Origin of the sequence: Variovorax sp. 350MFTsu5.1 (assembly GCF_048302515.1) — a bacterium.
Classification (GTDB): Bacteria; Pseudomonadota; Gammaproteobacteria; order Burkholderiales; family Burkholderiaceae_C; genus Variovorax; species Variovorax guangxiensis.
The window spans coordinates 6,580,328-6,603,371 of the sequence record NZ_CP157620.1 but is presented as its reverse complement, the minus strand read 5'-3'; the positions used below and the strand labels follow the sequence as shown (position 1 = coordinate 6,603,371).

Here is a 23,044-nt window from a genome sequence, read left to right as displayed (position 1 = left end):
ATAAAAATCCGATGAGCACAACAAAATTGCGTGACACGCCGGAGCTCGATCGCACTGACCGCGCCATCCTGCGCACCATGCAGCGCGACGCCTCGCTGTCGAACGTGGCGCTGGCCGCCAAGGTCAACCTGAGCCCGGCCGCCTGCCTGCGCCGCGTGGAGCGGCTCAAGGCGGCGGGCCTCATCAAGGGCATCGTCGCGCTGCTGGACCCCGACGCGCTCGAAGTGGGCATGCTCGTGATGATCGGCGTGGTGCTCGACCGCTCCACGCCCGACTCCTTCTCCGACTTCGAGAAAGCCGCCCAGAAGGTCTCGGGTTGTCTCGAATGCCACGTGGTCTCGGGCGAATTCGACTACTTCATGCTCGTGCGCACCCGCGACAACGACAGCTTCAACCGCCTGCACGCCGAGCAGCTGCTGTATCTTCCGGGGGTGCGGCAGATCCGCACCTTCGTCGTGCTCAAGCAGGTGCTTTCGACCACGCAGCTGCCTGTTTGACGAAACCGCCGCCCGGCTGCCTGCGTACAGCAGGGGATGATCTTCCCCACCACCCCCGCGTCATTCCTGCGGCGCCGCGGCGCCTTCGCCCTCGCAGGCTCTGGCATCGCCGCCGCATTGCTTTCGGCCTGCTCGCCGGTCAAGGTGCTCAACGGCCTGGTGCCCACCGACACCTACCGGTTCGAGGGTGGCGTCCCCTACGGGCCGGCGCCGCGCCAGCTGCTCGACGCGTACCGGCCGCTGCCGTCCACCCCGCCGGAGCGCGGCGCGCGGCCGCTGGTCGTGTTCTTCTATGGCGGCACCTGGACGACCGGCGACCGCGCCAGCTACAGGTTCATGGGCGAGGCCCTGGCCGCCCAGGGCGCCGTGGTGCTGGTGCCCGACTACGGGCTGTCGCCGGCATTCACCTATCCGGCCTTCGTGCGCGACAGCGCGCTGGCCGTCAAGTGGGCGCTGGACAACGCGGCGCGGCTGGGTGCCGACCCCAGGCAGGTGTACGTGATGGGCCACAGCTCGGGCGCCTACAACGCCGCCATGGTGGCGCTCGACGCGCGCTGGCTCGGCGAGCTGGGCGCCAGCCCGAGGCAGCTCGCGGGCTGGATCGGCCTGGCGGGACCCTACGACTTCCTGCCCATCGGCGATCCGCAGGTGAAGGTCGCCTTCAACTGGCCCGGCACGCCGCGCGACTCGCAGCCGCTGGCGCACGTCACGCCTGCTTCGCCGCGAGCCCTGCTCATGGCGGCCTCGAAGGACGACCTGGTCTACCCCGACCGCAACACCCTGCGGATGGCCGCGGCGCTGCGCGAGGCGGGCGTGCCGGTCCAGGTCAGGCTCTTCGACGATCTGAACCATGCGACGCTGGTCGGCGCCTTCGCCAGGCCGGTGCGGTGGCTGGGCGGGCCGGTGCTGCCGCCTGTCATGGATTTCCTCGGGCTGGCGTCGGTCCTGTCCCACAAGGGGGCTCGGTAGAATTAGGGCAGTTTTTCTCGTCTTTCCGTCTTCTTCTTTTCCTAATTCCCGCGAGGTATTTCCCATGGCACTCGTCTCGATGCGCGAACTGCTCGACCATGCCGCAGCCAATGGCTACGGCATTCCGGCCTTCAACGTCAACAACCTCGAACAGGTCCAGGCCGTCATGGAGGCCGCCAAGGAAACCGGCGCTCCCGTCATCCTGCAGGCCAGCGCAGGCGCCCGCAAGTACGCCGGCGAAGCCTTCATCAAGCACCTGATCCAGGCCGCCATCGAGCAGTACCCGAACATCCCGCTGGTCATGCACCAGGACCACGGCCAGAGCCCGGCCATCTGCCAGGGCGCCATCGACCTCGGCTTTTCCTCCGTCATGATGGACGGCTCGCTGCACGAAGACGGCAAGACGCCCGCCTCCTTCGACTACAACGTCGACGTGACCCGCAAGGTCGTGCAGCTGGCGCACAAGGTCGGCGTGACCGTCGAGGGCGAGCTGGGCTGCCTGGGCTCGCTCGAGACCGGCATGGCCGGCGAGGAAGACGGCATCGGCGCCGAAGGCGTGCTCGACCACTCCGCCCTGCTGACCGACCCCGAGGAAGCCGCCCAGTTCGTCAAGGCCACGCAGCTCGATGCGCTGGCCATCGCCATCGGCACCAGCCACGGCGCCTACAAGTTCACCCGCAAGCCCACCGGCGACATCCTGTCGATCAAGCGCGTGAAGGAAATCCACGCCCGCCTGCCCAACACCCACCTGGTGATGCACGGCTCGTCGTCGGTGCCGCAGGACCTGCTCGAAATCATCCGCAAGTACGGCGGCAACATGAAGGAAACCTACGGCGTGCCCGTCGAGGAAATCCAGGAAGCCATCAAGTACGGCGTGCGCAAGATCAACATCGACACCGACATCCGCCTGGCGATGACCGGCGCCGTGCGCAAGTTCATGGCAGAGAACCCCGAGAAGTTCGACGCCCGCGAGTGGCTCAAGCCCGCGCGCGAAGCCGCCAAGCAGATCTGCAAGCAGCGCTACATCGAATTCGGCTGCGAGGGGCAGGGCGCGAAGATCAAGGGCGACAGCCTGCAGGTCGTTGCCGGCAAGTACGCCAAGGGCGAACTGGCCCAGGAAGTCATCTAGGCACTTCCCGCGATCAGACGGCCACCGTTCGCGGTGGCTTTTTTCTGCGCGCACAATCCGCTTTTCCCGTCAGCCATCCGTTTCCCCACCGCACCAGCCCCATGACCACCGTCCACACCTCCTCCATCCAGAGCCTGCCCCTTCTTGCGCGCGGCAAGGTGCGCGACAACTACGCCGTCGGCGAAGACCGCATCCTGATGGTCGCGAGCGACCGGCTCAGCGCCTTCGACGTGATCATGGGCGAGCCCATTCCGGGCAAGGGCGAGATCCTCACGAAGATGGCGCTGTGGTGGTTCGACCGCCTCGGCCAGATCTGCCCCAACCACCTGACCGGCGACGCGCCCGAGAGCGCCGTCACGGCCGACGAGGTGCCGCAGGTCACGGGCCGATCGATGCTGGTCAAGCGCCTGAAGCCGATCCCGGTCGAGGCCGTGGTGCGCGGCTACCTGGCCGGCAGCGGCTGGAAGGAATACCAGGAAAGCCGGTCGGTCTGCGGCGTGCCGCTGCCCGAGGGCCTGACCAACGCGAGCAAGCTGCCGCGCCCCATCTTCACGCCCGCCGCCAAGGCCGCCGCCGGCGAGCATGACGAGAACATCAGCTACGAGCGCGTGGTCGAGATCGTCGGCCCCAAGCTGGCCCAGCAGATCCGCGACACCAGCATCGCCATCTACGAGACCGCCGCGCAGATCGCCCTGGCCAAGGGAATGATCATTGCCGACACCAAGTTCGAATTCGGCCTCGACGAGAACGGCACGCTGGTGCTGATGGACGAGGTGCTCACGCCCGACAGCTCGCGCTACTGGCCGGTCGAGGGCTATCAGGCCGCGCTGGCCGCCGGCGCCAACCCACCGAGCTACGACAAGCAGTTCGTGCGCGACTGGCTCGAAGGCACCAAGATCAACGGCAAGCCCTGGGACAAGACGCCCCCGGCGCCGCGCCTGCCGGCCGAGGTCATCGAGAAGACGGCGGCCAAGTACCGCGAGGCGCTGGAGCGCCTCACGGGCTGACAGGCTGGTTGAGTAGTCCATCCCGGGCGCCTTGTCGCCACGGGAACAGGGGATGTCCGGACATCCCCACCCCGCCATCATGTGCGTCCAGAACATGAGGGAGTGGGGAAGATGGAAACCGGAAGAAGCGTTCGTGGGTGGCAGCGCTGCGTGGCGGCGGGGCTTGCCGTTGCGATCACGGGGTGCAGCAGCACCAATCCTTACCAGCGCAGCGCGCGGGTCGACAAGCCGATCAGCCAACTCGGCCGGGAGGAGGTCCGCTACGCCCATGCCGAAAGGCTGGCCGGCAACCTGCACGGCGCGCTCGGCGTGCTGAAGGACCAGCGCCGCGAGTGGTACGAATCGCTCTCGACGCAGGCGCGCGTTCGCGCCGTCACGCAGATCGGCCTGCTCGGCGTCACGGCGGCGGCGCTCTACAGCGGACTGAAATCCGGCGTGACCAGCGACCACGACAAGAGGCGCCTGGCCCTGGCCGGCGCGGTCGGCTTCGCGGCGTATTCGGGCAGCACCTGGTTCGTCAATCCCGCCCAGGAGCAGGCGTATGTCGAGGGCATCCGCGAGCTGACCTGCGCGATGATGAACATCGAGCCGTTGCGCATGAGCGCCGTGAACTTCGCTCAGATGAAGCTGGAGCGGGACGCTCTCGCGGAAGCCATCAACAAGCTCGACAAGAGCCTGCTCGGGGCCGAAGCCACCGAGCGCTACCCCCGCGACAGCAAGCTTGCCTGGGCGCAGGTCCGGGTGGAGGCGAGAAGTGCGCTGGTGCGTGCCCGCAAGACCCTGGCCTCCAGCGAGCAACTGGCCGACCAGCTCAACAACAGCGGTGTCACCCTGATGCGCGAGGGCGATCTGGTCTTTGCTCGCGTGGCCGCGCGGATCAACGCCGCAAACAAGCCCATCACCTCGCCGGATGCCATGGTCAGCCAGGCAGCGGGAATCATCGGCAGCTTCCGGTCGGTGAAGATCGACGTCCCCAGCGAAAGCAATGGAAGCGGCGCTGGCGGAGGCGGGGCCTCGCCAACCACGCCGGCGGGTGGTGACAGCGGTGGTGCCGCAGCCAAGAAGACGGCTGTCGCTGCCGGATCGAAGTCGCTCGGAAGCGCCAGCATGCAGGAGCTGCTCGCGCAGGTCGCCACCCTGCAGAAACAACAGATCGCGGCCGCTGAAGAAAAGGCGCTGAGGACGCGCGAAGACAAGCTCGAGGCGGACGCGAAGAAGAAGTCGGCGAACGCATCCGAGGCAAGCACCGCCCGCAAGCTGGCAGCCGAAACCGCCGACCTCTATGCAGCGCGCCGCCCCCTGAGCATGCGCCTGCTCAGCTTCGCCGAGCAGCGCAAGTCCGTCGAACGCAACGGCAGTTGCGTGGGCGGTGTCAGCGCCATGAGCATCTCGCCGGCCGACGACGCGAAGGTCGCCCAGGGCGATGCCTACGAGATCACGGTAAGTGGCGTAACCGCCATACCGCAGGTGTCGGTCAAGGGCTCGGCGAGCTTCGAGATCCTGGCCGGCGGCCAGGGGACGAACCAGTACGTGGTGCGCATCAAGGTCGCGGCCGACGCCAAGGGCACGGTGGAGGTCACCATTTCCGACCGCGGCCTGGCGACCGAGGAAGTCCAGCTGACCGTCAGTTCGCCAGCCGCCAAGTAAAAGAAGGAAGGGGCGCTATCCCTCAGCGCCCCCCGCCGCTGCTCAGCAGCGCCGCCGTCCGCCCGTTGGCATCGAGCAGGGCCAGCCGGTTCGGCCCCGCCAGCCGGTAGCTCGCGGTGTTCTGCAGCGCCGAGATGAACTGCGCCTCGTTGGCGCCGCGCGTCGGATCGGTGCAGGCCATGCGGGTCGAGGCCATCTGGCCGATCCTCAGGGCGACGCCGGTGCGCGTGAAGGTGCCCGAGATGCGGTTGCAGCCGCCCGAGCCGCTGACGCGTCCGCTGCTGCGGTCGAACTGCACCTGGGCGCCGTTGCCCGGCGCGACCGGCTCCTCGCCCAGCTGCACCAGCTGCCAGGCCGGGCCCTCGATCGGCTCGTCGAGGCTGATGCCGCTGCCGCAACCGGCCAGCGTGGCCAGCAGGGCCGTGGCGGCAAGGACGGGGAAGAGCGCGGTGCGGCGGGCGAAGGAGCGCATGGCCAGTGTTCCTTTTTCGATCTGCAACAAGTTGAATCGGGCGTGATCGTATGCGACGGCGCCTGGCCCGCCAATGCCGTGCCCCCTGCCGCCGGACCATGAAAAAAGCGACCCGGAGGTCGCTTTCTTCCCGAGGGGAGAACGGTCAGCTCAGCACGATGCTGCTGAGCCGGCGGCGGTACGAGGCCACCACCGGGTCGTCCGGCGGGATCTGCCCGTCGGCCACCTTCACCTTCGGCGGCTCGATGATGTCGAGGATCGCGATGTAGGTCTTGCGCGCCAGGTCTTCGCTCCAGGCCTTGTCGCGCATCAGGATGTCGAGCAGCTCGTCCATCGCGTCGGTCCAGCGCTGCGCGGCCATCAGCAGGCGGGCGCGGCCGAAGCGGGCATCGAAGTCGCGCTTGTTGGCGGCGATCTTCGCGTCGAAATCGGCGATGGCCGGCGCGGCGCCGGTGGGCGGTGCTGCGAAATCGATAGCATCCATCCAGCGCTGCAGCGCATCGAAGCGGCGCACCAGCGAGGTCTTGGCGATCACCGGGGCGAAGGCGACCTTGGCGTCGTCGATGCGGCCCTCCTGCAGCAGCAGCTTCACGTAGTCGAAGCGGGCGTCGTCGTTGGCCGGGTCGGTGGCCACCGCGTGCTGCAGCTTCTCGAGCGCGCCCTGGGTGTCGCCACCGGCCAGCGCTTCCTGAGCAGCCGCTTCCTCGGAGGCGGCTTCGGCTTCGTCGGCGCCGGGCACGTGCTTGTCGAGGAATTCGCGGATCTTCTCGGCCGGGATGGCGCCGACGAAGCCGTCCACCGGCTGGCCGTCCTTGAACATCACGCAGAAGGGGATGCTGCGCACGCCGAACATCTCGGACAGCTGCGAGGAAATCTGCGGCACCTTGTCGGCGTCGAGCTTGGCCAGCGTGAAGCGACCGCCGTACTCGACTTCGAGCTTTTCGAGCACCGGGCCGAGCTGCTTGCAGGGGCCGCACCATTCGGCCCAGATGTCCAGCAGCACCGGCGTGGCGACCGAGGCTTCGATCAGTTCGGCCTGGAAATTTTCGAGAGTGATGTCGATCATCGGAACCAGCTGGGGGTGAAACGTAAAATTGAAACCATGAACGAAACCATTCAGGTCGGTGTAGTGATGGGCTCGAACTCCGATTGGGAGACGATGCGCAACGCGGTCGAGATTCTCCAGCAATTCGGAATCGGGCACGAAGCCAGGGTGGTCTCGGCCCACCGGATGCCCGACACGCTCTTCGAATATGCCGAAAGCGCCGCCGGGCGCGGCCTTGCCGCGATCATCGCCGGCGCGGGCGGCGCGGCCCACCTGCCGGGCATGCTGGCGTCGAAAACCACGGTGCCGGTGCTCGGCGTGCCGGTGGCCAGCCGCCACCTGCAGGGCGTCGATTCGCTCTACAGCATCGTGCAGATGCCCAAGGGCGTGCCGGTCGCCACCTTCGCCATCGGCAATGCGGGAGCGGCCAACGCGGCGCTGTTCGCCGTGTCGATGCTGGCGGTGAACAACCCGGCCTTGCGCGCGAAGCTCGACGCCTTCCGCACCGCGCAGACGGCGGCCGCCGAGGCCATGACCCTGCCCCCGCCGCCCGCCGGCGAGGCAGCGCCCGTATCCCCCTTCTCGCCGCAAGGCGGAGGTGCCCTGTGAGCGGCAAGAACGGCGACCTGCCCATCCTCCCGGGCGCCACGCTCGGCGTGCTCGGCGGCGGGCAACTGGGGCGCATGTTCGCCCACGCCGCCCAGCGCATGGGCTACTTCACCGCGGTGCTCGATCCCGACACCGACAGCCCCGCCGGCCGCGTGAGCCACCACCACATCCACACCGACTACGACGACGTCGACGGCCTCGCCCGCCTGGCCGGCCTGGCCGACGCGGTGACCACCGAGTTCGAGAACGTGCCCGCGCCCTCGCTGGAGCATCTCGCGGTGGCGCGCCCGGTGTCGCCGGCCGCGCCGGCCATCGCCATCGCGCAGGACCGCATCGCCGAGAAGGCGCACTTCACCCGCTGCGGCGTGCCCTGCGCGCCCTACGCCGTCATCGAAACCGCCGCGCAGCTCGCCGCCATCGACGACAACCTGCTGCCCGGCATCCTCAAGACCGCGCGACTGGGCTACGACGGCAAGGGCCAGCAGCGCGTGAAGACGCGCGCCGAACTGGTCGACGCCTGGCAGGCCGCGGGCTGCGTGCCCTGCGTGCTCGAAAAAATGCTGCCGCTCGAATTCGAGTGCTCCGTCATCCTCGCGCGCGGGCGCGACGGGCAGATCGTGCACTTCCCGCCGCAGCGAAACCTGCACCGCGACGGCATCCTGGCCGTGACCGAGGTGCATGCCCAGAACATGCCCAAGACGGTGGCGCAGGGCGCCATCAACTCGGCCAAGAGCATCGCCAATGGCCTGGGCTACGTCGGCGTGCTGTGCGTCGAGTTCTTCGCGCTGGCCGACGGCTCGCTGGTCGTCAACGAGATGGCACCGCGCCCGCACAACAGCGGCCACTACACCATGGAAGCCTGCGACGTGTCGCAGTTCGAACTGCAGGTGCGCACCCTCGCGGGCCTGCCGCTGGCCGCGCCGCGCCAGCACAGCCCGGCCATCATGCTCAACCTGCTGGGCGACCTGTGGTTCCCCGGCGGCGCCGACAACAAGGCCGACAAGCCTGTCGCGCCGCGCTGGAGCGAGGTGCTCGCGCTGCCCGGCGCGCATCTGCATCTCTACGGAAAGATCGAACCCCGCCGCGGCCGCAAGATGGGCCACCTCACGCTGACCGGCGCCACGCTGGAGGCGGTGCGCGCCACGGCTTCGCAGGCGGCGCTGCTGCTGGGCCTGCCGGCGGTGGCCACCGCCGATCTCGCATGATCCTCGACGGCCGCTCTCCCGAAGCCATCGCCGAGGCCGCGCGCGTGCTGCGCGCCGGCGGGCTGGTGGCCTTCCCGACCGAGACCGTCTACGGCCTGGGCGCGGACGCGAGCAGCGACACCGCCGTCGCCGGCATCTTCGAGGCCAAGGGCCGGCCGTCGGACCATCCGCTGATCGTCCACGTGGCGGCCGGCACCAAGGGCACGGAGTCGCTCTCGCGCTTCGCGCAGCCGCTGCCGCCCTTCGCGCAGAAGCTGGTGCAGGCCTTCTGGCCGGGGCCGCTCACGCTGATCGTCACGCGCCAGCCCGGCGTGGGTGCCGCGGCCGCCGGAGGGCAGGACACCATCGGCCTGCGCTGCCCCTCGCATCCGGTGGCGCAGGCGCTGCTCGAAGCCTGCGCCGAGCAGGGCGTGCCCGGCCTCGCGGGGCCGAGTGCCAACCGCTTCGGCCGCGTCAGCCCGACCACCGCCCAGCACGTGCACGACGAGTTCGGCGACGAACTGCTGGTGATCGACGGCGGCCCCTGCGACGTGGGCATCGAGTCGACCATCGTCGACTGCAGCCGCGGCGCGCCCGTGCTGCTGCGCCCCGGCCTCATCACGCGTGCCCAGATCGAAGCCGCCTGCGGCGAGAAGCTCGCCGACCGCGAGGTGCTCGAGACGCCCGATCCGCGCGCATCGGGCACGCTCGAAGCGCACTACGCCCCGAACGCCAAGGTGCGGCTGATGGACGCCAAGTCGATCCAGACCGGCCTCGACGTGCTCGGCGCGAACGCCGCCCACATCGCAGTCTGGTCGCGCGTCGCGGTGCGCAGCCGCTCGCAGCGCGTGCTGCTGCGGCGCATGCCCGACGACGCCGCGGCGAGTGCGCAACTGCTGTTCGCAGTGCTGCGCGAGTTCGACGCGCAAGGCGTCAAGCTGATCTGGGTCGAGACGCCGCCCGACACGCACGAATGGGAAGGCGTGAAAGACCGCTTGCAGCGCGCATCGGCCGCTTAAACCTGGCTAACCCCCAGGCTTGCCCACTTCGTGTGGCCGCCCACCCCCTTGCAGGGGGCAACACCAGCGGCCCGGCAAAGCCGGTTCCGCGGTGTTCCTGGAATGGGCTCTTCGTTCAGCCTCCGGCTGCGAGCACGCCCTGGAAGAAGCCACGGGCCGACGCCAGGCAGAACGGCGGTGCCAGCGTGCCGTGGTATGCCAGCGTGACGGCCTGAGCCTTGTCCGATGCGCTGCCCGAGGTGTTCTGCGCGAGCAGTGCCTTGGCCTGCGCGAAGCCGGCGCGGGCGGTGGAGTAGGCGTCGATGGCCGCCGAGTCCTCCAGGTCGACCACGGAGAGCAGGTTCGACGGCATGCCCTTGGCGCGGAAGTAGCCCGAGGTGGCGCGGGTGCTCACGAAGTTCACCGTCGGGTCGTTGGCGCCGCCGCACATCAGCATCGGCCGGGTCGGCACCCAGTTGCGCAGGTCGTTGGCGATGGCGGCCTTGCGGAAGCCCGTGGAGGGCTTGCAGTCCAGCGGCGATGTGGTGCTCAGCGAAGCGGCCGTGGCCGGCAGCGCGTTGCCGGGGCAGGGGTTGCCCTGGATGTCGCCCGCCGCCTGCGTCAGGAAGCTCTGCTTGATGAGGTTGTTGGCGCCGTAGAAGATCGACAGCTCCGGGCTCACCGGCCCCGGCGTGGCGTTCGCCGGGAACAGCGCGAGCTGGGGCAGCTTGCCGCTGCTGAACAAGGTGCCGGGCGAGGTGCTGGGCAGCAGCGTGTCGATGCCGCTGGCGTACTGCGCCTCGTACACGTCGCTGGTGGAGCCGTAGACGTTGCCGAACTGCTGCTGCCAGCTGGTCGACAGCAGCGGCACGAACAGCGTGGCGCCCAGCGCCGGCCAGCCCAGGTAGGTGTAGTCGGTCAGCAGGCTGATGGCCGAGGGCGCCGACAGCGGCGCCGATGCCGTCACAGCCTTGCCCGTGGCCTGCATCTCGCGGTGCGCCGCCATCGCCACGTAGCCGCCCTGCGAGTAGCCGGTGATGAAGAGCGAGCCGGCGTCGTTCGCGCCGATGCCCGAGAAGGTCTTGCGCGCCGCGGTGAGCGCGTCGACCATGTCCTTGCCCTGCTGGTCGCCGTCGAGGTACGGGTGGTAGGGCAGCGTCGACTTGTCGTAGCCCGCGTAATTGGGCGCCACCACGATGTAGCCCTGCGCCGCGAACATGGCGGCGATCATCAGGCCCTCGCCGGCGGCCGCCTGCGTGCTGTCGGTCCACCTGGCGAGGTTGTAGGCCTTGGCGGCGGTGGTGCCGTGGGCATAAAGCACCACCGGGCGCTGGCCGCTGCAGGCCACGTCGGAGCCGGTGGGCACCATGATGGCGGCGGTGGCGTTGGTGGCCTCGTTCTTCGCGCCGACGGTGCGGTATTCGAGGTAGCGCAGGTCCACGCCGCACTTGGGCGTGCCCGCCACCTGCAGCAGGGCCTTGCCCTGGTCGCTGGCCTGCAGGCTGGCGGTGAACTGCGTGGCCGTCAGCGCGGCTGTCTTCTCGGGCGGGTCGGTGACCACCGAGCCCCGGCCATTGTCTGCCGCCGGCGGGGGGACGCCCACGCCGATGCCGATGCCTCCCCCGCCTCCGCCACCCCCGCCGCAGGCGGCGAGCAGCAGCAATGTCGCGGCGCTTGCGACGGCCGTGAAGGCGGCGGTCTTGCGCAGGGGGCGGGAGGGCTGGGTTTGAGGCTGGTTCAAGTGATGTCTCCTGCGCCGGTCGGCGCCTGGCTTGCGTGGAATCGAACGACCGTCCGATTCTGTGCAGCGGCAAGGCCGCGCGCAACCGGGCGTTTGCCCTCAGAAGTTTTCAGTACTCAGCGCTACAGGCCAGCGGGAAGCCTTCAGTTGTCCTGCGAGGCCCAGTCGACCAGCGCGTCGAAGGCCGCGCGCGCGGCCCCGGCGTTCTCGCCGTTGGCGATGGCCACGAGCACGTAGCGCCGGCCGCTCGCGCCGTCCACGTAGCCGGCCACGCCGGAGGAATCGCGCAGCGTGCCGGTCTTCAGGTGCGCCGAGCCGCCGGAGCGCAGCGAGCGCCTCTTCAGCGTGCCGTCCACGCCCATGGCCGGCAGCGAGGACATCAGCTCCGGCATCACCGGCGAGCGCCATGCCACCTGCAGCATCCTGCCGAGCGCGGCGGCGCTGATGCGCTCGTCGCGCGACAGGCCCGAGCCGTTCTCGAACACCGGCTGCGCCTCGCCCGTGCCGATGCGGTCGCGCCACCACTGGCCCATGGCCGCGCGCGAGGCCTCGAAGGTGCCGCGGTTCTTCTGCGCCAGCCCGATGGTGAGGAACAGCTGCTGCGCCATCACGTTGTTGCTGTACTTGTTGACGTCGCGGATCACCTCCGCCAGCGGCGGCGACTCGAACTCGAACGCCGGCTTCAGCCCCGCCGGCACGCGCCCCTCGCGCATCTGCCCGCCGACGCGCCCGCCCATCTCGGCCCACATGCCTCCGATGGCGCGCATGGCATAGGTGCGCGGGTCGCCATAGGCCACGGCCCAGCTCTTCTCGCCGCAGCCGCTGGGAAAACCGCCGTTGAAGCGGATGCGGTTCACGTCGGAGAAGTCGGCGCGCAGCGTGCCGCGCCAGTCGCCGCATTCGCCGGGCACCAGCGCCACGGTCTGCGGCATGGCTACGCTGGCCAGCGGGGGCTCGTAGCTCACGCGCGCGACCTGGCCGGCGCGGTCGGGTGCGAAGGTCATGTTGACCGACTTGAAGTTCACCAGCAGCGCGTCGGGCGAGGCGTTGTAGGGGCGCAGCGGCTCACCGTCGAAGGCGGCGGGGTCGCCCTCCACCGTGGTCTCGAAGGCGCCGCGGTCCAGGACGATGTCGCCGCTCACCGTGGTGATTCCCAGCCCCTGCACGTGGCGCAGCAGCAGCCACACGCGCTCCAGCACCAGCTTCGGATCGCCCTGGCCCTTGATGTAGAGGTTGCCGTTGAGCACGCCGTTGTTCACCGTGCCGTCGACGTAGACCGGCGTGGTCCAGCTGTAGGCGGCGCCGAGCAGGTCGAGCGCGGCGTAGGTGGTCACCAGCTTCATGATCGACGCCGGGTTCACCTGCGCCTGCGTGCGCCACGCCAGGCGCGGCTGGCGCGTGCCGTCGGCCTCGGCGACCAGCATGGTCACCGACTCGCGCGGCACCTTGGCGCGGGCGAGGGCGGCGTCGACCTGGGTGGGAAGGGCTTGCTGGGCGAACGCGCCGGCGGACGACAGCGTTGCGAGAGTCAGTGCGCAGGCCGCGCGGCGAAAGGCAGAAGGCATCCGCCCATTATCCCGGCGGGAAAACATGCAGCTTCGCGTGATACAGCAGCATCACCGTCTTGGCGTCCGCGATGCGGCCGTCCGCCACCATCGCCAGTGCCTCGTCGATGCCGGTCTCGAGCACCTCGATGTCCTCGCCTTCCTCGGCCAGCCCGCCGCCTTCGCCGACGCGCATCGAGGATTCGTAGGGCGCAATGAAGAAATGCAGCTTCTCGGTGACCGAGCCCGGGCTCATGAAGCACTCGAACACCTTGCGCACCTCGCCGAGCCGGTAGCCGAGCTCTTCCTCGACCTCGGCGCGGATGCGCTCCTCGGGCGCCGCGTCGTCGAGCAGGCCGGCGGCGGCCTCGATCAGCAGGTCGTCATGGCCGTTGACGAAAGCCGGGTAGCGGAACTGGCGCGTGAGCAGCACCGTGCGCCGCTGCAGGTTGTAGGGCAGCAGGGTGGCGCCGTTGCCGCGGTCGTAGGTCTCGCGGTGCATGCGCTGCCACTGGCCGTCGTTGCGGCGCCAGTCGAAGGCGGTGGTGCGCAGCGTGTACCAGTTGTCGGAGAGCAGGGTGACTTCGTGCACCCGGACGCGGTCGTGGATGGTCATGCGCCGAGCATATGTGCATGTTCGTGCAATAACAAGAAAAATCGTGCAGAAAGCGGCGCGAGCCGATACCATCGCCCGATGCTCACCAGCCAGCGCAAGCAACACATCCTCTCGGTCCTGCGGCGCGACGGCAATGTCGTCGCCAAGTCGCTCAGCGAAGAACTGGGCCTGTCGGAAGACACCATCCGCCGCGACCTGCGCGAGCTGGCGGGCGAGGGCCTCCTGCTGCGCGTGCACGGCGGCGCGCTGCCGCTGGCGGCGGCCGAGGCCGACTTCGCCGGCCGCCAGCAGCTCGCGCCCGACGAAAAGGTGGCCATCGGCCGCGCCGCCGCGCGCCTGGTGAAGCCGGGGCAGGTGGTGTTCATCGACGGCGGCACCACCGCCGTGCAACTCGCGCGCCACCTGCCGGCGAACCTGCGCGCCACGGTGGTCACGCACAGCCCGCCGGTGGCGATGGAGCTGGCCTCGCATGCGGGCATCGAGGTGGTGCTGGTCGGCGGGCGGCTCTTCCGCCACTCGATGGTGGCGGTGGGCTCGGCGGCGATGGCGGCCATCTCGCGCATCCACGCCGACACCTACTTCATGGGCGTCACCGGCGTGCACGCCGAGGCCGGGCTGACCACCGGCGACCTGGAGGAGGCCGAGATCAAGCGCGCGCTGATGGGCTCGGCGGCCGAGACGGTGGTGATGGCGTCCTCGGAAAAGATCGGCGCTGCCTCGGCCTGGGTGGTCAACCCGGTGGCGTCGGCCGGCACGCTGCTGGTTTCGCCGCAGGCGCCGGCAGCGGCGCTGGTGCCGCTGCGCCGGGCGGGGCTGGCGATCCTGCGCAGCGACGATGCCGACGGCGGGAAAGCTGCCGATACCGCAGGCGGGGCTTCGGAATTGTCCGGCGCTCGATAATCGCAGGGATGTCTCCCGTCTCGCCCAAGCTGCTCGCCTTCGACACCAGCACCGAACACCTGTCCGTGGCCGTGCTGCATGGCGACAGGCTGCTGGCGCACGAGGGCGCCGGCGGCGCGCAGGCCTCCAGCACCCTTCTTCCGCTGATCCGTCGACTGCTGGGCGAAGCCGGGCTCGCGCTGGCCGAGCTCGACGCCATCGCCTTCGGCCGCGGCCCGGGCTCCTTCACGGGGCTGCGCACCGCCTGCTCGGTGGCGCAGGGCCTGGCCTACGGCGCCAAGGTGCCGCTGCTGCCGGTCGATACGCTGCTCGCGGTGGCCGAGGAAGCGCGCCATGCCTTCGGCGCGCAGCAGGTGGTGGCGGCGCTGGACGCGCGCATGGAGCAGGTCTACGCCGCGCGCTACGACTTCGCGGCGCACGGCCCGCTGGGTCAGCCCGAGGGCGGCGAAGAGCCGCTGCTGCTGGCGCCCGAGGAGCTCGAAGTGCCTGCCGGCTGGGCGCTCGCCGGCAATGCCTTCGCCGCCTACGGTTCGCGACTGGCCCCGGCCGCCGCCCGCCACGAGGCGCTGCCGATGGCCGCGGCCATGCTGCGGCTGGCGCCCGCGCTGCTCGCCGCCGGGCGCACCGTGCCGGCCGCGCAGGCCTGGCCGCTCTATGTTCGCGATAAAGTGGCGCAAACCACAGAAGAGCGCGCCGCCATCAAGGCTGCCGCAGCACAACGCTAGCCACCCTCGCATGAGCGCCGTCCTCCAGCCCGTCGAAGCCCGCCTCGAACCGCTCACCGTCGAGCGGATCGATGCCGTCTGCGCGGTCGAGCAGACGGCCTACAGCCACCCCTGGACGCGCGCCAACTTCACCGATTCCATGGCCGTGGGCTACCACTGCCAGTGCCTGCTGGCCCCCGGCACGGCGCCGGGCGTGGATTCGCCGGTCACGCAGCTGGGCGAGACGCTGATCGGCTACTTCGTCGCCATGAAGGGCGTCGACGAGGTGCACCTGCTGAACATCACCGTGGCGCCGGCCTTCCAGCGCCAGGGCTGGGCGCCGCTCATGCTCGAGGCGCTGGGCGGCTGGTCGCGGGCCGAGGGGGCGCAGTGGCTGTGGCTCGAAGTGCGCCAGAGCAACCAGCGCGCGCTCGACATCTACCTGCGCCAGGGCTTCCGCAGCGTCGGCGTGCGCAAGGGCTACTACCCGGCGCACGGCGGCAAGCGCGAGGACGCTGTCGTCATGAGCCTGCGCCTGAACGAAAGCCCGACGGCCTGGGGAGGCCTGCGATGAGCGCCGCCGTGCAGACGCTGAGGCTGGACGCCCGCCAGCGCGCCATGCTCGACGAGATGAGGGTGAAGGTCTGGTGGCCCGTTCCCGAGGCGGTCGAGGTGGCGGCAGCGCCGCAAGCTCCAGCGCCGGTCGAGGAGGACATGCCCACCGTCGACGAGCGCCAGGAGGCCGAAATGCCGGTGGCCGCACCGCCGCCGCCCGTTGCCCGGCCTGTCGCCCCTCCGGTGCAGGCCCCCGCGCCAGCTCCCCGTGCCGCCGCGCCAGTCACGCAGGGCGCGGCCGTGCTGGTCGAAGCTCCCTGCCGCCTCTATGCCGATGCCGGCGCCGCCGATGCCGTGCAGGGCGGCTGGCTGGTCGTCGCCGACATGCCGCCCGAAGCCGACGGCCGCCACGGCGATGCCTTCGCGGGCGATGCCGGCCGCCTGCTCGACAACATGCTGCGCGCCCTGAAGCTGCACGACGGCAGCACGCCCGTGCACCTCATGCGCACCCACCGCGGCGTGGCCTCCGGTCAGCCCGGCAGCCCGCGCGCCATGGACGAAGCCTTCGGCGAGCATGCGGCGGCGATCGCCCCGCGCGTCGTGCTGGCCATGGGGCCGCTGGCCGCGCAGAGCCTGATGCGCAGCGGCGAGCCGCTCGGCAAGCTGCGCGGACGCGTCGTGCCGCTGGATTCCATCGAAGGAGCCTGCGTGGTCGCCACCTACCACCCGGCCTACCTGCTGCGCAATCCGGCGGACAAGGCCCGCGCCTGGGCCGACCTCTGCCTGGCCGCTGAGCAGCACTCGCCCGGCCCGAACTGAGCCCAGGCGACGGGCCAATTAAAATCACGGCCCATGACTTTCCTCGACAAGCTGGCCGCCGCACAGCAAAAAAACGGTTCTTTGCTTTGCGTGGGGCTCGATCCCGAGCCCGCCAGGTTCCCGGGACAGTTCAAGGGTGACGCCAGCCGCATCTACGACTTCTGCGCCCGCATCGTCGACGCCACGGCCGACCTGGTCATCGCCTTCAAGCCGCAGATCGCCTACTTCGCCGCGCATCGCGCCGAGGCCCAGCTCGAAAAGCTGATGGAGCACATGCGCAGGAACACGCCCGACGTGCCGGTGATCCTCGACGCCAAGCGCGGCGACATCGGCTCCACCGCCGAGCAGTACGCCCTGGAAGCCTTCGAGCGCTACGGCGCCGACGCGGTGACGCTGTCGCCCTTCATGGGCTTCGACTCGGTCGCTCCGTACCTCAAGCACGAAGGCAAGGGCGCTTTCCTGCTGTGCCGCACCAGCAACCCCGGCGGCTCCGACCTGCAGGGCCAGCGGCTGGCGGACGTCGAAGGGCAGCCCTTCCTCTACGAACACGTGGCCAGGCTGGCGCAGGGGCCGTGGAACCTCAACGGCCAGCTCGGCCTGGTGGTGGGCGCGACCTACCCCGCCGAGATCGAGCGCGTGCGCGAACTCGCGCCCACGGTGCCGTTGCTGATCCCCGGCGTCGGCGCCCAGGGCGGCGATGCCGTCGCCACGGTGCGAGCCGGCTGGCGCCCCGATGCGCCGATCGTCGTGAACTCGTCGCGCGCGATCATCTACGCCTCGTCGGGCGACGATTTCGCCGAGGCGGCCAAGACTGCCGCGCGCACCATGCGCGACACCCTCGAATCCGCCAAATAGGGCTCGCCCCCAGGCTGCGCGCACTTCGTGTCGCTTCGCCAACCCCCTACCGGGGGCAACACCAGAGGCCCGGCGGAGCCGGTTCCTCGGTGTTCCTGGATTGAGCCTCATGCTCTACGGAGCCGCGTGAAAGCTTCGAACTCCCAGTTCCGCATCCCCAGCAGCAGCGTATAGCCCTCGCGGTCCTTGGCGGCCAGTTTCTGGTCGGTCTGGTGCTGCTGGGCGAAGTCCTGCGCCACGCGCTGCAGGCGTTCCAGGAAGGCGGGCGCCAGCGAGCGGCTGATCTGGCCGTGCACCAGCAGCAGGCCCTCGGCGGGGCCGTCGAAGCCGCCCTTGTAGTAGTCGAGCACCACGTTCTCGCGGAAGAACTCCATCACAGGGCCGTGCGGGCGCCAGCGGAAGGTCTTGGCGAGCTTCAGGCGATACCGGTTGAGCGGGCGCAGCTCGATGATGCCGATGCGGTCGAGCTGCGCCAGGAAGCCGATGCACTCGGCCTCGCTCACGCGGTAGGCCGCCACGATTTGCTCCAGCGTCCACTGGCTCAGCACGCTGATGGCCACCAGCAGCAGCTTCTTGTCCTTGACCACGGCCTTCTCCTGCTCGTGCGTCAGCTCCTTCAGGAGCGGCTGGGCGTCGGCCACCCGGCGCGCCAGTTCGGCGAAATCGATCTTCAGCGCCCGGCAGATGGCGTCCACGCGGGACAGCGGCATGTCGCTCTTGGCCAGCATCCGCTTGACGCTGGATTCGGCCATGTCGAGCGACCGCGCCAGGTCGGCGTATGTCATGCGGGCGTTCTTGAGTTCGTTCTTCAGGGCCTGGACGAGATCGACGGTGGTACTCATGGGCCGGAAGCGTACACGGGCGCCAGGGAGTATCAATTGGAGATACCACCGGGTGTGAATTAGTACCTCGTATCGATTCTCGATGCCTCTGGAAGGGTCCGGACCCTAAATTCCGCGCCAGTTCAGACCACCACCGAGGACCGCCATGCTTCTGCCCTCCCTCAGCCGCCGCGAACGCGGGCTGCTTTTCACCTTCGCGCTGCTCGCGCTGATCGGCTTCTTCGGCCCCGAGCTGCCGGCCGCCGACGTCGCCATCGCATCGGTGTTCGCCGACACCCGCGGCTGGCACGGGCTGCCCAACGCCATGGACGTGCTGAGCAACATCCCCTTCGTGGTGATCGGCCTGTGGGGCCTGTACCGGCTCAACCGCATCGACCGCTCGCACCAGGAGGCGCTGTCGCAGTTCCCGCTGGCCCCGCCGGCCAGCGACCCGCCGGACAACACGCTCGACTGCGCCTGGCTCTTCTTTGCCGGCCTGATCGCCACCGCCGCCGGCTCGGCCTTCTACCACCTCATGCCCGACGGCCCCCGGCTCGCCGCCGACCGCGCCGGCATGGCGGTGGCCTTCGCCGGGCTGATCGGCGTGGCGGTGTGCGAGCGGGTGAGCCAGCGCGCCGGCTGGCCCGCCGCCTGGTTCGTGCTGACGGCCGGGCTGCTGTCGGCCGAGGTGTTCCAGGAGACAGGCAACGTCATGCCCTGGGCGCTGGTGCAGTTCGGCGGCATGGCGCTGGTGCTGACGCTGGCGCTGGCTACGCCGATGCGCAAGTCGGTGGGGCTGAAGCTGGGCTGGGTGATCTTCTTCTACGTGCTGGCCAAGGGCTTCGAGATGGCCGACCACCAGATCTACGAATTCACGCAGCAGACGGTGTCGGGCCACACGCTCAAGCACCTGACGGCCTCGCTCGCCGGGCTGCCCGTGGTGTTCGCGCTGCGCAAGCTGGAGATGCGCTGGGAAGCCGCGCTGCGGCACAATCCGGGCGCCGCCGCCGTGGCCGCATGAGGAGCACTCTTCGAATGACAAATCCCTCCGCCGCAGCAACAGCCACGCCAGTGGTTCACGAGGAGAACGCCCACGCCAACCAGTTCGCGCTCCTCGGGCAGCGGCGCTTCGCGCCCTTCTTCTGGACCCAGTTCGCGGGCGCCGCGAACGACAACCTCTTCAAGTTCGCCTTCACCGTCATGGTGACCTACCAGCTCCAGCTGAGCTGGATGCCGCCGTCGATGGCGGGCCTTGTGATCGGCGCGCTCTTCATCCTGCCCTTCCTGCTGTTCTCGGCTACCTCCGGCCAGCTCACCGACAAGTTCGACAAGACGAAGATGATCCGCTTCGTCAAGGACCTCGAGATCGTGATCATGCTGATCGCCGCCTGGGGCTTCGTCACGGCCAACGCGGTGGTGCTGCTGGGCTGCGTGTTCCTCATGGGGCTGCATTCCACGCTGTTCGGGCCGGTGAAGTTCGCCTACCTGCCGCAGGTGCTCGACGCGCGCGAGCTCACCGGCGGCAACGGCATGGTCGAGATGGGCACCTTCGTCGCGATCCTGCTCGGGCAGGTGGCGGGCGGGTTGCTGGTGGCCCTGCCGAACGTCGGCCACACGAGCGTGGCCGTGGGCTGCGTGCTGCTGGCGCTGGTGGGCCGGGGCGTGGCGCAGGCCATTCCACGGGCGCCGGCCACCGACCCGGGGCTGGTCATCAACTGGAATCCGATCAGCGAGACCTGGCGCAACCTCAAGCTCGCGAACCAGAACGTGGTGGTGTTCCGCTCGCTGCTGGGCATCTCGTGGATGTGGTTCTTCGGCGCGGTGTTCCTGAGCCAGTTTCCCAGCTTCGCCAAGGAAGTGCTGCACGGCGACGAGCAGGTGGCCTCGCTGCTGCTGGTGGTGTTCTCGGTGGGCATCGGCGTCGGCTCGCTGCTGTGCGAGACGCTCAGCCGCCGGCAGGTGGAGATCGGCCTGGTGCCGCTGGGCGCTATCGGCATGAGCGTGTTCGCGATCGACCTGTACTTCGCCTCGCGCGGCCTCGCGCCCGCCACGCACGACATGGGCATCGGCGCCTTCGTGCACCAGGCCGCGCATTGGCGCGTGATGGCCGACCTCGCGCTGCTGTCGCTGTTCGCGGGGCTCTACAGCGTGCCGATGTACGCGCTGATCCAGCTGCGCAGCCAGCCGACGCACCGCGCGCGCATCATCGCGGCGAACAACATTCTCAACGCGCTCTTCATGATCGGCAGCTCGGTCATCGCGGGTGCGCTGCTGGGCGCGGGCTTCACCATTCCGCAGATCTTTCTGTTCACCGGCATCGCCAACGCGGTGGTGGCGTTCTACATCTTCATGCTGGTGCCCGAGTATTTGCTGCGCTTCGTGGCCTGGGTGCTGTCGCGCTTCGTCTACCGCTTCGACATCAAGGGCGAGACGCACATTCCCACCGAGGGCGCGGCCGTGCTGGTGTGCAACCACGTGAGCTTCATCGACGCGGTGCTGCTGATGGCGGCGAGCCCGCGGCCGATCCGATTCATCATGGACCACCGCATCTTCAGGGTGCCGGTGCTGGGCTGGCTGTTCAAGCTGGCCAAGGCGATTCCGATCGCGCCGCAGAAGGACGACCCGGCGGCCTACGAGGCGGCGTTCGCGAAGGCGCAGGAGGTGCTGCGCGAGGGCGACCTGCTCGCCATCTTCCCCGAGGGTGCGATCACGCGCGACGGCGAACTGCAGCCCTTCAAGGGCGGCGTGATGAAGATCCTCGAGGGCGCGCGCGCCCAGGGCATCGAGCCGCCGGTGATTCCGATGGCGCTCACCAACCTGTGGGGCTCGTACTTCAGCCGCATCGAGCTGCGCGGCGGCGAGCGCGTGGCCATGGCCAGGCCCTTCCGCCGCGGCTTCTTCAGCCGCGTGGGCCTGAACGTCGGCGCCCCCGTGCCGCCGGCCGAGGTGCAGCCCGACGCGCTGCGCCAGCGCGTGAGCGCCCTGCTGGCCAGCTGAAATACCCCAAAAAGTATCGATTGCGGATACCGGAGGCGCTGGAAACCGCCACCGGTGCAAGCATTCAAGCCTCGCGGTGCGGGAGCGAACCATCATTCGCTCACCTTCACTACGCCGCGAGGCACACATGCAACCCCTCTCATCGACCACGACCGTCTTCATCCAGCGCGACACGCGGGCCTGGCAGTTCCAGGCCTGGGCTTCGTTCGCGATCGCCGTCTTCCTGTGCGCCACCGGCCTGAGCTGGCTACCGGGCGAGGCGCTGGACCGGGCGTTCATGGTGATGGGCTACGTGTTCTGCCTGAGCACCGCCTTCATGCTGTCCAAGTTCGTGCGCGACAGCCAGCAGGCTGCCGAGCGCGGCTCCGAAGCGGCGCGCGACGTGCCGATGTGGAAGCTGGTCGTCTGGGGCAGCTTCTTCACCGCGATGGGACTGACCGGCTGGGGCCTCGTGCGCATGGAGATCAACGAGGCCTACAAGGCCTTCCTGGGCGTGAGCTGGCTCTTCCTCATCAGCTCGGCCTTCACGCTGGCCAAGACGCTGCGCGACCGCCACGAGGCCGACATCGCCGAAGCCCGCATGCAGGGCCGCCGCATGGCGCGCGCCGAAGCCGCTGCCGCAGCCGCCACCGAATGACCCACGCACCCCAAGAACGGAGACTCATCATGATCAGGAAGTCGATTGCCGCCGCCCTCGTCGCCGCCAGCACTGTCTTCGCCGGTGTCGCGGTTCCCATTCAGGCCCAGGCCCAGAGCGACGCCTCGCTCGCCCTTTCGCTGATGCCGGTGGCATCGGTGGTGGTCGCGGGCTCCGCCGTCGGGGCCTCGGCCACCACGGCGGTCGCGCTGCCCGCCGCGCTGTCGGTGGGCGGCTCGACCCTCGCCGTGGTCGCGGTCGAGGCCTCGGTGGACGGCACGGTGTACGTGCTCGAACGCGCCTCCGACGGCGCGCGCGCCAGCATCAAGGTCGCGGGCCGCGCGGCCGATGGCGCCTCGAAGGCCGTGGGTACCAGCGTGCTCGTCACCGTGATCGGCTCGGGTGTTGTGCTGTCGGCGGCCGGCGAGGTGCTGGCCTTCGTGCCCAACGCCATCGGACGCGCGCTGCTGCACAACGAGAGGTTGTCGTGAGCCGCGCGCTGGTGCCGCTGCTCGCGCTGGCGGTCGCGGCGGCCTTGTTGCCCATGCAGGCGCAGGCCGGCCGCTCCTGCGAGCAGGTCAGGCCCACGCCCGACGTGATCGTCAAGGGGATGCGGATGGCCGAGCGCACCTCGCAGGCGCTCGACACCAGCGGCGCGCGCGTCGTGCTCCTGGCGCGCGCCGGGCAGGACCTGAGCAAGTACGGCCTGCGCTATTCGCATCTCGGCTTCGCCTACAAGACCGAGGCCGGGCCGTGGCGCGTGGTGCACAAGCTCAACCAGTGCGGCACCGCCATCGCCGAGGTCTACCGGCAGGGGCTCGGCGAGTTCTTCCTCGACGACCCGTGGCGCTACGAGGCCGCCTGGGTGGTGCCCACGCCCGAGGTGCAGGCGCGCCTGCTGGCCGCGCTGAACGAATCGCCCGCGCGCATCGTGCGGCTGCACGCCGAGCCCTACAGCATCGTGAGCTACGCGTGGGGCCGCAAGTACCAGCAGTCGAACCAGTGGGCCATGGAGACGCTGGCCGCTGCCATGGAGCCCGCCACCGTCGCCAACCGCGCGCAGGCGCAGGCATGGATGCAGTCCAAGGGCTATGAGCCCACCACGCTGAAGCTGGGCCCGCTCACGCGGCTGGGCGGGCGCGTGGGTTCGGCCAACGTGGCCTTCGACGATCATCCGAACGACAAGCGCTTTTCAGACCGCATCGAGACGGTGACGGTCGACTCGGTTTTCGCCTGGATGCCGCGCGCCGGCCTGGGCGCGGCGCCGGTGACGCTGAAGCTGCAATGAGAAAGAACGA

24 protein-coding genes are annotated in these 23,044 nt (G+C 69.6%); 18 read left to right on the top strand and 6 right to left on the bottom strand.

Features of this window, described 5'->3' with window-relative positions; genetic code table 11:
- The first annotated feature begins 11 nt into the window (after positions 1-11).
- From ABL843_RS30165 to ABL843_RS30145, 5 genes are all read left to right on the top strand, one after another.
- Positions 12-497 (top strand): Lrp/AsnC family transcriptional regulator, encoded by a 486-nt coding sequence (locus ABL843_RS30165; RefSeq protein ID WP_418118424.1) that lies wholly within the window; start codon positions 12-14, stop codon positions 495-497.
- A 36-nt stretch (positions 498-533) separates the two neighbouring features.
- Positions 534-1,466, top strand: coding sequence for an alpha/beta hydrolase (locus ABL843_RS30160; protein ID WP_418118423.1), 933 nt, complete (start codon positions 534-536; stop codon positions 1,464-1,466).
- Between the two features lie 64 nt (positions 1,467-1,530).
- Positions 1,531-2,595, top strand: coding sequence for a class II fructose-bisphosphate aldolase (fba, locus tag ABL843_RS30155; RefSeq protein WP_126021141.1), 1,065 nt, complete (start codon positions 1,531-1,533; stop codon positions 2,593-2,595).
- 101 nt (positions 2,596-2,696) lie between these two features.
- Complete coding sequence (locus tag ABL843_RS30150) at positions 2,697-3,602, top strand: phosphoribosylaminoimidazolesuccinocarboxamide synthase (protein WP_126021143.1); 906 nt, start codon at positions 2,697-2,699, stop codon at positions 3,600-3,602.
- A gap of 150 nt (positions 3,603-3,752) precedes the next feature.
- Positions 3,753-5,249: a hypothetical protein gene (locus ABL843_RS30145; protein ID WP_418118422.1), complete on the top strand. Its 1,497-nt coding sequence runs from the start codon at positions 3,753-3,755 to the stop codon at positions 5,247-5,249.
- Positions 5,250-5,271: 22 nt separating this feature from the next.
- On the opposite strand, the gene ABL843_RS30140 is transcribed toward ABL843_RS30145, so the two are convergent.
- Both ABL843_RS30140 and ABL843_RS30135 read right to left on the bottom strand, forming a co-directional pair.
- On the bottom strand, positions 5,272-5,721 hold the full coding sequence (locus ABL843_RS30140) for an META domain-containing protein (RefSeq protein ID WP_418118421.1): 450 nt from the start codon (positions 5,719-5,721) through the stop codon (positions 5,272-5,274).
- A gap of 145 nt (positions 5,722-5,866) precedes the next feature.
- Positions 5,867-6,787, bottom strand: coding sequence for a tetratricopeptide repeat protein (locus ABL843_RS30135; RefSeq protein ID WP_418118420.1), 921 nt, complete (start codon positions 6,785-6,787; stop codon positions 5,867-5,869).
- A gap of 36 nt (positions 6,788-6,823) precedes the next feature.
- Between ABL843_RS30135 and purE the strand changes: the two genes are divergently transcribed.
- The 3 genes from purE to ABL843_RS30120 are packed head-to-tail and all read left to right on the top strand — an operon-like array spanning position 6,824 to position 9,578.
- Complete coding sequence (gene purE / locus ABL843_RS30130; protein WP_418118419.1) at positions 6,824-7,375, top strand: 5-(carboxyamino)imidazole ribonucleotide mutase; 552 nt, start codon at positions 6,824-6,826, stop codon at positions 7,373-7,375.
- A complete protein-coding gene (locus tag ABL843_RS30125; RefSeq protein ID WP_418118418.1) occupies positions 7,372-8,580 on the top strand; it encodes a 5-(carboxyamino)imidazole ribonucleotide synthase in 1,209 nt (402 codons plus the stop codon). Before purE ends, ABL843_RS30125 begins: the two co-directional genes overlap by 4 nt.
- Positions 8,577-9,578 carry an L-threonylcarbamoyladenylate synthase gene (locus ABL843_RS30120; RefSeq protein ID WP_418118417.1) on the top strand — a complete coding sequence of 334 codons (1,002 nt, stop codon included), beginning with the start codon at positions 8,577-8,579 and terminating at the stop codon, positions 9,576-9,578. Before ABL843_RS30125 ends, ABL843_RS30120 begins: the two co-directional genes overlap by 4 nt.
- 115 nt (positions 9,579-9,693) lie before the next feature.
- Here ABL843_RS30120 and ABL843_RS30115 read toward each other — a convergent pair whose 3' ends face one another.
- The 3 genes from ABL843_RS30115 to ABL843_RS30105 all read right to left on the bottom strand — a co-directional run bounded on the left by ABL843_RS30115 (position 9,694) and on the right by ABL843_RS30105 (position 13,458).
- Positions 9,694-11,298, bottom strand: coding sequence for an alpha/beta hydrolase family protein (locus ABL843_RS30115; protein ID WP_418118416.1), 1,605 nt, complete (start codon positions 11,296-11,298; stop codon positions 9,694-9,696).
- A gap of 143 nt (positions 11,299-11,441) precedes the next feature.
- Complete coding sequence (gene dacB / locus ABL843_RS30110; protein WP_418118415.1) at positions 11,442-12,863, bottom strand: D-alanyl-D-alanine carboxypeptidase/D-alanyl-D-alanine-endopeptidase; 1,422 nt, start codon at positions 12,861-12,863, stop codon at positions 11,442-11,444.
- Between the two features lie 7 nt (positions 12,864-12,870).
- The gene (locus ABL843_RS30105; RefSeq protein ID WP_418118414.1) at positions 12,871-13,458 is read right to left on the bottom strand and encodes a GDP-mannose pyrophosphatase; all 588 of its coding nucleotides are present in this window, start codon (positions 13,456-13,458) and stop codon (positions 12,871-12,873) included.
- 78 nt (positions 13,459-13,536) lie between these two features.
- On the opposite strand from ABL843_RS30105, the gene ABL843_RS30100 reads away from it, so the two are divergent.
- From ABL843_RS30100 to pyrF, 5 genes are read left to right on the top strand one after another with little or no spacing between them, the layout of a single operon-like run.
- Positions 13,537-14,358, top strand: coding sequence for a DeoR/GlpR family DNA-binding transcription regulator (locus tag ABL843_RS30100; protein WP_418118412.1), 822 nt, complete (start codon positions 13,537-13,539; stop codon positions 14,356-14,358).
- Between the two features lie 8 nt (positions 14,359-14,366).
- Positions 14,367-15,083, top strand: a complete 717-nt coding sequence (tsaB, locus tag ABL843_RS30095) for a tRNA (adenosine(37)-N6)-threonylcarbamoyltransferase complex dimerization subunit type 1 TsaB (protein ID WP_418118411.1) — start codon at positions 14,367-14,369, stop codon at positions 15,081-15,083.
- 10 nt (positions 15,084-15,093) lie between these two features.
- On the top strand, positions 15,094-15,636 hold the full coding sequence (gene rimI / locus ABL843_RS30090) for a ribosomal protein S18-alanine N-acetyltransferase (protein ID WP_126021165.1): 543 nt from the start codon (positions 15,094-15,096) through the stop codon (positions 15,634-15,636).
- On the top strand, positions 15,633-16,436 hold the full coding sequence (locus ABL843_RS30085) for a uracil-DNA glycosylase family protein (protein WP_418118410.1): 804 nt from the start codon (positions 15,633-15,635) through the stop codon (positions 16,434-16,436). Before rimI ends, ABL843_RS30085 begins: the two co-directional genes overlap by 4 nt.
- 33 nt (positions 16,437-16,469) lie before the next feature.
- Positions 16,470-17,291 (top strand): orotidine-5'-phosphate decarboxylase, encoded by an 822-nt coding sequence (gene pyrF, locus ABL843_RS30080; protein ID WP_184639496.1) that lies wholly within the window; start codon positions 16,470-16,472, stop codon positions 17,289-17,291.
- A 107-nt stretch (positions 17,292-17,398) separates the two neighbouring features.
- On the opposite strand, the gene ABL843_RS30075 is transcribed toward pyrF, so the two are convergent.
- The gene (locus tag ABL843_RS30075) at positions 17,399-18,133 is read right to left on the bottom strand and encodes a helix-turn-helix domain-containing protein (RefSeq protein WP_019653935.1); all 735 of its coding nucleotides are present in this window, start codon (positions 18,131-18,133) and stop codon (positions 17,399-17,401) included.
- A 145-nt stretch (positions 18,134-18,278) separates the two neighbouring features.
- Between ABL843_RS30075 and ABL843_RS30070 the strand changes: the two genes are divergently transcribed.
- The 5 genes from ABL843_RS30070 to ABL843_RS30050 all read left to right on the top strand — a co-directional run bounded on the left by ABL843_RS30070 (position 18,279) and on the right by ABL843_RS30050 (position 23,034).
- Entirely contained in the window at positions 18,279-19,133 is an 855-nt protein-coding gene (locus tag ABL843_RS30070) for a hypothetical protein (protein WP_418118409.1), read from the top strand.
- A 14-nt stretch (positions 19,134-19,147) separates the two neighbouring features.
- Positions 19,148-21,109: an MFS transporter gene (locus ABL843_RS30065; protein ID WP_418118408.1), complete on the top strand. Its 1,962-nt coding sequence runs from the start codon at positions 19,148-19,150 to the stop codon at positions 21,107-21,109.
- Between the two features lie 127 nt (positions 21,110-21,236).
- Positions 21,237-21,746, top strand: coding sequence for a YiaA/YiaB family inner membrane protein (locus ABL843_RS30060; RefSeq protein WP_126021170.1), 510 nt, complete (start codon positions 21,237-21,239; stop codon positions 21,744-21,746).
- A gap of 29 nt (positions 21,747-21,775) precedes the next feature.
- A complete protein-coding gene (locus ABL843_RS30055) occupies positions 21,776-22,237 on the top strand; it encodes a hypothetical protein (protein ID WP_418118407.1) in 462 nt (153 codons plus the stop codon).
- On the top strand, positions 22,234-23,034 hold the full coding sequence (locus tag ABL843_RS30050) for a DUF2145 domain-containing protein (RefSeq protein WP_418118406.1): 801 nt from the start codon (positions 22,234-22,236) through the stop codon (positions 23,032-23,034). Before ABL843_RS30055 ends, ABL843_RS30050 begins: the two co-directional genes overlap by 4 nt.
- Positions 23,035-23,044: the final 10 nt, after the last annotated feature.